The following is a 7682-nucleotide window of genomic DNA, read 5'->3' as shown; positions in this document are numbered from 1 at the left end:
AGCCCGCACAATCACCGGGGGGCCCGATAACGGGGCTGCTGACGGGCTTGCTCCAGGCCAGCCGCGATACGCTGCGCAGGATTGGGGGTGGCGTACCAGGTAAGGAAGCGCTCACCAGGCAGCTCCGGGCCGCCAGGCAGGGCGTCCATGCCGGCCCGGCGCCAGCCTCTGGCTACCGCCTGCAACTCACCTGCGCCGACACGCCGCTCACGCCCGCCACTGCGCGCTTTACCGCCACCGCCACGGTGGTGCAGGGCGACGGCACCGACATCACGGCCACGCTCGCGCCTTCGGCATGGCGCTGGCGCCGCGCCTCCGGCTTGTCGATGCGCGCAGGCCATGGTGCCGTCACAGTCGATATGGAGGGCAGTGCGCGCACGGTGTGCGTATGCCCGCTGGGCATCAGCCTGTCGCTGTCCGGCACCAGCCGCGCCGCCTGCCGGGCGCTGGCCGCGGAGATAGAGGTAGTGGTCCTGCTCGGCAACGGCGAGCGCCTGAGCCAGCGGCTCGAAGCGGGGCTGGCAGAGTTGGAATAGCGCACCGCCGGACCGGCGGGCAAGCGCGGCCTCACCCCTTCAGATACATGTTCAGCCGCTTGGCGGCGTTGCGCAGGTGGGTCTCCGCCGCCTCCGCCGCGCGTTCGGGGTCTGCCGCCACGATGGCGTCGTAGATGGCCTTGTGCTCGTCCTGCACGGCCTCTACCAGGTTGGCATGATGGCTCTTGGTATTGCTCCTTGCCTGCCGGATCACGCGCCGCGCCCCGTGCTCCAGGTGCTCGCTCAGCGCCTGGAAATGCGGGTTGTGGGTGGCCTCGACAATGGCCTGGTGAAAGGCGAAGTCTTCCTCGTCGCCCAAGCGGTCGTTGGCGATCTCGTACTCCATGCCGATCAAGGCGCGCCGGATCCGCTTGAGATCTTCCGGCGTGCGGCGCATGGCCGCGAACCTGGTGGCCGCCACTTCGATGGTGACCAGCAACTCCATCACCATGGCCAGCGAGTCTTTCTCGTCGATCGCCACATCCTGCATGCGGAATGCCTGCCGCTGGCTGCGCTCGGTCACGAACACGCCGCTGCCTGCCTTGGGCGCGACCAGGCCCTCCGACTTGAGTTGCGACAGCGCTTCGCGCACCACGGCGCGGCTGACTGAAAACTGCTCGCACAGCAGGCGCTCGCTGGGCAGGCGGTCGCCCACCGCAAACTCGCCCGCCTGGATGGCCTGGATCAGGCGCCTTGCGATTTCATCCGGCAGGTGTTTGGGCTCCGGATGGAACATGGTTCCCTCCGGGCGATTGGCAGGCGGCGGCGCCGCACCGGACACAGTCTTGTTCACTACTGGCTCCCTGGCGCCAGGCGGCAACGGCCGGCGCACGATCTTAAATTGGTCTTACAGGTCAATGTAGCACGTCCTGGTTCGCGCGAACCATGCGGACTGTACCAGCGCACGCTTGCGGATGGCATCCACTATTACCTTCCCGGTCAATCCCGGCAAGGGTCTGTGCCCGCTCCCACCATCCATGCGGATGTATCCGTGCCTCCTCTTGGTAGAAACCCTGATGGCTGCCACTTCGGCGTTGACGACGCTCGCCCATCTCCCTATAGTAAACCTGTCAGACCACTTTAACTACAGGTCTGACCAATATGGAGGGCCATTTCGGCGCCCGCCAGACGATCCCAACAAATGAAGGAGACACCCATGAGCGGTAGCCGCATCACCCGTCCGTTGTTCGCAGCCGCGGCGCTTTCGTTGCTGGCTGGTGCGGCATCGGCGGCGCCGGTAAAGATCGCACTGGTCGAAACGCTGTCGGGACCGCAAGCGTCGACCGGCCTGATGTTCCGCGCCGCGGCGCGCTACGCGATCGACCAGATCAACGCTACCGGCGGCTGGAACGGCGAGCCGCTCCAGCTGGTCGAGTACGACAACCAGGGCGGGCCGGCCGGTGCGGCGGACAAGCTCAAGGCAGCGGTCGCGGATGGCGCCCAGATCGTGCTGCAAGGCTCGTCGTCGGCCGTGTCGGGCCAGATCACCGAGGACGTGCGCAAGTTCAACCTGCGCAACCCGGGCAAGGAAATCCTGTTCCTCAATGTCGGCGGCGAAGCCCTGGAGCTGACCGGCGAGAAGTGCCACTTCTATCATTTCAAGTTCGCCACCAATGCCCAGATCCGCGTCAAGGCGCTGGTCGGCGCGATGAAGCCGCTCAAGGCGCTCGGCACCCGCGTGTACTCGATCAACCAGAACTATTCCTGGGGCGTCGACATGGAAAAGGCCATCGGCGACTATGCCGCCACCGGCGGCTACACGGTGGCCGAGAAGACCCTGCACGACGTCAACAAGGTGCAGGACTTCTCGCCCTACGTGGCCAAGATCGCCGCGGCCAAGACCGATACCGTGGTCACCGGCAACTGGTCCAACGACCTGCTGCTGCTGATGAAGGCGACCAAGGCCGCCGGCCTCAAGACGCGCTTCGCCACCGTGTTCCTGGACCAGCCGGGCAATATCGGCAACGCCGCCGACGTGGCGCTCGGCCACTATGTGGCGCACCCCTTCAACCCCGAGGCGGGCGGCGCAGAAGGCGAACGCTTCGCCAGCGATTTCAAGGCGAAGCAGGGCCATATGCCGGTCTTTATCGAGCCGCAGACGGTGTTCGCGGTAGAAATGCTCGGCGCAGCGCTGAAGACGGTGAAGCCGGAAGGCGGCAAGCTCAACACCAAGGCCCTGGCCCTGGCCCTTGAAAAGGCCACGATCAAGACCTCCCTGGGCGAGATGGGCATGCGCGCGGCGGACCACCAGGTGCTGTTGCCGATGGTCGTGTCGGTGGTGTCCAAGGAGGCCAGGTTCAAGGTCGACGGCACCGACATGGGCTTCAAGCCCGTGAAGACGTTCACCGCCGCCGAAGCCGCCACGCCGGCCCAGGCCAGCTGCAAGATGCAGCGCCCCGGCTGATCTCCCGGCAACCGCAGCAATCGCTGCAATCGCACCAACCCGCAACGACTGCAATCACCGCATCAACCGTAACGCCCGCCACGTCCCCGCGCCCAGGCCGCGGCGGGCAGGCAGGCGCGGCCGGCCACGCCCCGGCGGTCGCGCCACGGACCGGCTCGTTCCAAGGAAGCCTTCATGGAATACCTCATCGTCTCACTCCTCAACGGCACGATCTACGGCCTGCTGCTGTTCATGGTGTCGGCAGGCCTTACCCTCATCTTCGGCATGATGGGCGTGCTCAACTTCGCCCACGCGTCGTTCTACATGCTGGGCGCGTACTTTGCCTACACGCTGCAGGGCGCGCTCGGCTTCTGGCCGGCCATCGCCGTCTCGCCGATCCTGGTCGGGCTGGTGGGGGTAGCGGTGGAGCGCTTCTTCCTGCGCCGCGTCCATCATCACGGCCACGCGCACGAGCTGCTGCTGACCTTCGGCCTGTCGTTCATCGTCGCCGAGCTGATCAAGCTGTTCTTCGGCAACTTCCCGGTGGACTACCGCATCCCGGCGTCGCTGGATTTTGCCGCCTTCCATCTCGGCATCTCCTCTTACCCCTTCTACCGCGTGTTCATGGGCGGCATCGCCGTTGCCATGTTCGCCGTGATCTACCTGCTGCTCACGCGCACCCGGGTCGGCATCGTGGTGCGCTCCGCCATCTACAAGCCGCGCATGGCGCAAGCCCTGGGCCACAACGTGCCGCTGGTGTTCATGGGCGTGTTCGGCATCGGCGCGGCGCTGGCCGGACTGGCCGGCGCGGTGGCGGGCGCGTTCTACACCACCAACCCCAACATGGCGCTGGAGCTGGGCGTGATGGTGTTCGTGGTGGTGGTGGTGGGCGGCCTCGGCTCGCTGGAGGGCGCCATGCTGGCCTCGCTGCTGATCGGCCTGATCACCTCGTTCTCGGTCGGCATCGACCGCAGCCTGGCCGACCTGTTCTCCGTATTCGGCGCGGGTGCCTGGGCCGAAGAGGTGGGCGGGCTGCTGACCCTGAAGCTCTCCAGCCTGGCCGGGACGATCCCGTTCGCGCTGATGCTGCTGATTTTGCTGGTACGTCCGTCCGGGCTGATGGGCGAGAAGGAGTAAGCATGACCAAGATCCAGAAAACCCTGCTGCTGCTCGGCGTTGGCGCCTTGCTGGCGCTGCCGATGGCGCTGTCGCAATCGCTCGTCAACGCATCGATCCAGATGCTGATCGCCGTGCTGTTCGCCGCCGCGTTCAACCTGTTGAGCGGCCAGGGCGGCATGCTGTCCTTCGGACACGCGGCCTACTTCGGCATCGGCACCTTTGCCACCGTGCACGCGATGAACGCATTCGGCGGCAACGGCCTGCTGCCCACCCCGCTGCTGCCGCTGGCGGGCGGCGCCATGGGCCTCGTCGCCGGGCTGGCCGCCGGCTGGTTCGCCACCAAGCGCACCGGCGTCTATTTCGCCATGATCACGCTGGCGCTGGCCGAGCTGCTGCATTCGCTGGCGCCGCACCTGAAAGGATGGTTCGGCGGCGAGGCGGGCATCTCCACCATGCGCATGCCGGCCTGGGGCCTGAGCTTCGGCGACAGCAACCAGGTGTATTACCTGACGCTCGGCTGGGTGTTGCTGTCGCTGGCGCTGCTGTACCTGTTCACGCTGACGCCGGTGGGCCGCCTGACGCTGGGCCTGCGCGAGAACGCCAACCGCCTGCGTTTCCTCGGCTATGACACGCACCGCCTCGGCGTGCTGGTGTTCGCCGTGTCGGCCATGTTCTCCGGCATCGCGGGCGCGCTCCAGGCGCTCAATATGGAGGCGGCCAACTATGTGGTGTTCGAGTCCTCGGCCTCGGCCGCGGTGGTGCTCAACAGCTATATCGGCGGCGTGAAGATCTTCCTCGGCCCGGCGCTCGGCGCCGCGGTGATGACCTTCTTCGGCTACGCGGTTTCCGACCTGACGCGCTCATGGCTGCTGTACCAGGGCATCGTCTTCGTGCTGGTGATGCTGTTCATGCCGGCCGGGCTGGCCGGGCTGATCCAATCCTTCGCCACGCACAGCAAGACCTACGGCCTGCGCCCGCTGCTGCCCATCGCGCTGGCCTTTGCCGTCTGCACCGTGCTGCTGGCAGGCAGCACCGTGTTCACGGTGGAACTGCTGCAGCGCTTCTTCTCGCAGGACTATCGCTCCATGGCGGCATTGAATGGCGGCGGCTGGCCGCCGCTTCCCCTGTTCGGGCGGGAATGGGATCCCGTGTCGCCGCTGACCTGGCTGGTACCCGCCGTGTTCCTGGTGGCCGGCATCGCGGCGGCGCGCCTCGCCAACGGCGCCTGGCTGCGCCTGAAGGACGCCGCCCCGCGCGCCGCCGGCAATGGCCACGCCAACCCCAACGCACAAAGGAACCCGGCATGAACAAGCAAGCCATCCTTTCCCTGCGCGGACTGCGCAAATCCTTCGGCGACATCGACATCATCCGCGGCGTCGATCTTGACCTCATCGACGGCGAGCGGCACGCGCTGATCGGCCCCAACGGCGCCGGCAAGTCCACGCTGTTCCACCTGATCTCCGGGCGCCTGCCGCTCACCAAGGGCGAGATCATGCTCAACGGCGAGCCGATCCACGGCCTGTCGCCGCAGCAGATCAACCATCGCGGACTGGCGCGCTCGTTCCAGATCACCAATATCTTCGCGGGCCTCTCGGTGTTCGAGAACCTGCGGCTGGCCGTGATGCGCCGCCACGGGCTGCAGTACGTGCTGTGGCGATTCGCCCACAAGGTACGCGCGGTGCGCGACGAAACCATGCACCTGCTCGAACAGGTGCGCCTGGCCGGCCGCGCGCAAACCATTGCCGGCGAGCTGTCCTACTCGGAGCAGCGCTCGCTCGAGATCGCCATGACGCTGGCCTCCGACCCCAAGGTCATCATGCTCGACGAGCCCATGGCCGGCATGTCGCAGGAAGAGACCGACTACACCGCCGGCCTGATCCGCGAGATCACGCAGGGCCGCACGCTGCTGATCGTGGAGCACGACATGGACGTGGTGTTCTCGCTCAGCGACCGCATCAGCGTGCTGGTCTACGGCGAGGTCGTGGCCACCGGCACCCCGGACGAGATCCGCAACAACGCACGCGTCAAGGAAGCCTATCTGGGCGAGGAGGTCACCGTATGAGCGCGCAGTCCATGCCAATCGCCGATCCGCTGCTCAGCGTGCAGGGCCTGCACGCGCACTACGGCAAGAGCCATATCCTGCATGGCGTGGATTTCCACGTCGGGCAGGCCGAAGTCGTCAGCCTGCTTGGCCGCAACGGCTCGGGCCGCTCGACCACGCTGAAAGCCATCATGGGCCTGGTCCCGCCGAGCGCCGGCCAGGTCAGGCTGCGCGGCCGCGATCTGGCCGGCGCGCAGTCCTATGCGATCTGCCGGCGCGGCATCGCCTACGTGCCGGAAGAGCGCGAAGTCTTCGCCAACCTGACGGTGGACGAGAACCTGCGCATGGGCGAGCAGCGCGCCACCGAAGGCGCGCCGCGGTGGACGCTGGAGCAGATGTTCGACTATTTCCCACGCCTGAAGGAACGCCGCAACACCAAGGCCGGCAGCCTTTCCGGCGGCGAGCAGCAGATGCTGACCATGTGCCGCTCGCTGCTGGGCAATCCGCTGGTGATCCTGATCGACGAGCCCACCGAGGGCCTCGCGCCCAAGATCGTGGCGGTGGTCGGCGAAGCCATCCAGGACATTCATCGACGGGGCGTCTCGGTAGTGCTGGTGGAGCAAAAGCTCGCCATCGCGCTGAAGGTCTCCAGCCGCGTCTGCGTGATGGGCCACGGCCGCATCGTCTACGAGGGCACGCCCGAGCAACTCACTTCCAACACCCAACTTCTGAAGGACTGGTTAGCCGTATGAGCACCTCATTGCCAATTGGATACCCGAACGCGCAAGCCTTCGCGCGCGCCAGCTACCCCGGCCTGGCCGGCAAGGTCGTGCTCAACACCGGCGGCGCCAGCGGCATCGGCCGCGCGATGGCGCACGGCTTCGCCCGGCACGGCGCGCGCCTGATGCTGCTGGACCTGGATGCGGCGGGTCTGGCCGACACCAGGGCGGAGTTGAACAAGGCGTACCCGGCGGTGGAAGTCGAGGTCGTGCAGGCGTCGATCACCGACCCCGATGCGGTCGAGCAGGCCTGCGCCGCCACCGAAGCGCGCTTCGGCCGCATCGACATCCTGCTCAACAACGCGGGCATCTCGATGAACAAGCCGTCGCTGGAACTCACGCCCGACGACTGGCGCCGCGCCATCGACATCGACCTCTCCGGCGTTTTCTATTGCACGCAGGCAGCGGCGCGCCGCATGGTGCGGCAGGGCGGCGGGTCCATCCTGAGCACCGCCTCGATGTGGGGCCTGGCCTCGTCGGCACGGCGCCTGGCCTACTGCGCGGCCAAGGCGGGCGTGGTTTCTCTGACCAAGTCCCTGGCCGCCGAATGGGCCGAGTACAACATCCGCGTCAACGCGGTCTGCCCGGGCTACACCAGCACCGCGCTGATGGAAACGCTGCTGGCCAGCAAGGCCATCGACGGCGAGGCCCTGCTGGCGCGCACACCGCTGCGCCGCTTCGGCGCGCCTGAGGAGATGGCCGAAGTGGCGCTCTTCCTGGCCTCGGACTCGGCCGCCTTCATCACCGGCCACGCGCTGGTCTCCGATGGCGGCTGGACCGCCGACGGCTTCTGAGCGCGCCGCCGCCCCGAACACGCCCCCAAC

Annotated in this window: 8 protein-coding genes; 7 read left to right on the top strand and 1 reads right to left on the bottom strand. The window is 67.1% G+C overall.

Annotated features, from left to right (window positions below; translation table 11 throughout):
* Positions 1-536 (top strand): hypothetical protein (locus P3W85_RS41170; RefSeq protein ID WP_276269052.1); only part of this gene is annotated, 536 nt, incomplete at its 5' end.
* Positions 537-567: 31 nt separating this feature from the next.
* Here the strand turns inward: P3W85_RS41170 and P3W85_RS41165 are convergent.
* Positions 568-1272 (bottom strand): FadR/GntR family transcriptional regulator, encoded by a 705-nt coding sequence (locus P3W85_RS41165; protein ID WP_017224906.1) that lies wholly within the window; start codon positions 1270-1272, stop codon positions 568-570.
* 420 nt (positions 1273-1692) lie between these two features.
* Here P3W85_RS41165 and P3W85_RS41160 point away from each other — a divergent pair, with 420 nt between their 5' ends.
* From P3W85_RS41160 to P3W85_RS41135, 6 genes are all read left to right on the top strand, one after another.
* Positions 1693-2940, top strand: coding sequence for a branched-chain amino acid ABC transporter substrate-binding protein (locus P3W85_RS41160; protein WP_276269051.1), 1248 nt, complete (start codon positions 1693-1695; stop codon positions 2938-2940).
* Between the two features lie 174 nt (positions 2941-3114).
* Complete coding sequence (locus tag P3W85_RS41155) at positions 3115-4056, top strand: branched-chain amino acid ABC transporter permease (protein WP_276269050.1); 942 nt, start codon at positions 3115-3117, stop codon at positions 4054-4056.
* Positions 4057-4058: 2 nt separating this feature from the next.
* Complete coding sequence (locus P3W85_RS41150) at positions 4059-5345, top strand: branched-chain amino acid ABC transporter permease (protein ID WP_276269049.1); 1287 nt, start codon at positions 4059-4061, stop codon at positions 5343-5345.
* A complete protein-coding gene (locus P3W85_RS41145) occupies positions 5342-6100 on the top strand; it encodes an ABC transporter ATP-binding protein (RefSeq protein WP_276269048.1) in 759 nt (252 codons plus the stop codon). Before P3W85_RS41150 ends, P3W85_RS41145 begins: the two co-directional genes overlap by 4 nt.
* A gap of 11 nt (positions 6101-6111) precedes the next feature.
* Positions 6112-6831 (top strand): ABC transporter ATP-binding protein, encoded by a 720-nt coding sequence (locus P3W85_RS41140; RefSeq protein WP_276269053.1) that lies wholly within the window; start codon positions 6112-6114, stop codon positions 6829-6831.
* Entirely contained in the window at positions 6828-7652 is an 825-nt protein-coding gene (locus tag P3W85_RS41135) for an SDR family NAD(P)-dependent oxidoreductase (RefSeq protein ID WP_276269047.1), read from the top strand. The genes P3W85_RS41140 and P3W85_RS41135 overlap by 4 nt, the downstream gene beginning before the upstream one ends.
* Positions 7653-7682 lie beyond the last annotated feature (30 nt).

This window comes from Cupriavidus basilensis (assembly GCF_029335485.1).
Lineage (GTDB): Bacteria > Pseudomonadota > Gammaproteobacteria > Burkholderiales > Burkholderiaceae > Cupriavidus > Cupriavidus basilensis_E.
Note: the sequence above shows the minus strand (reverse complement) of the source record. Positions and strands in the feature narration are given on the sequence as shown.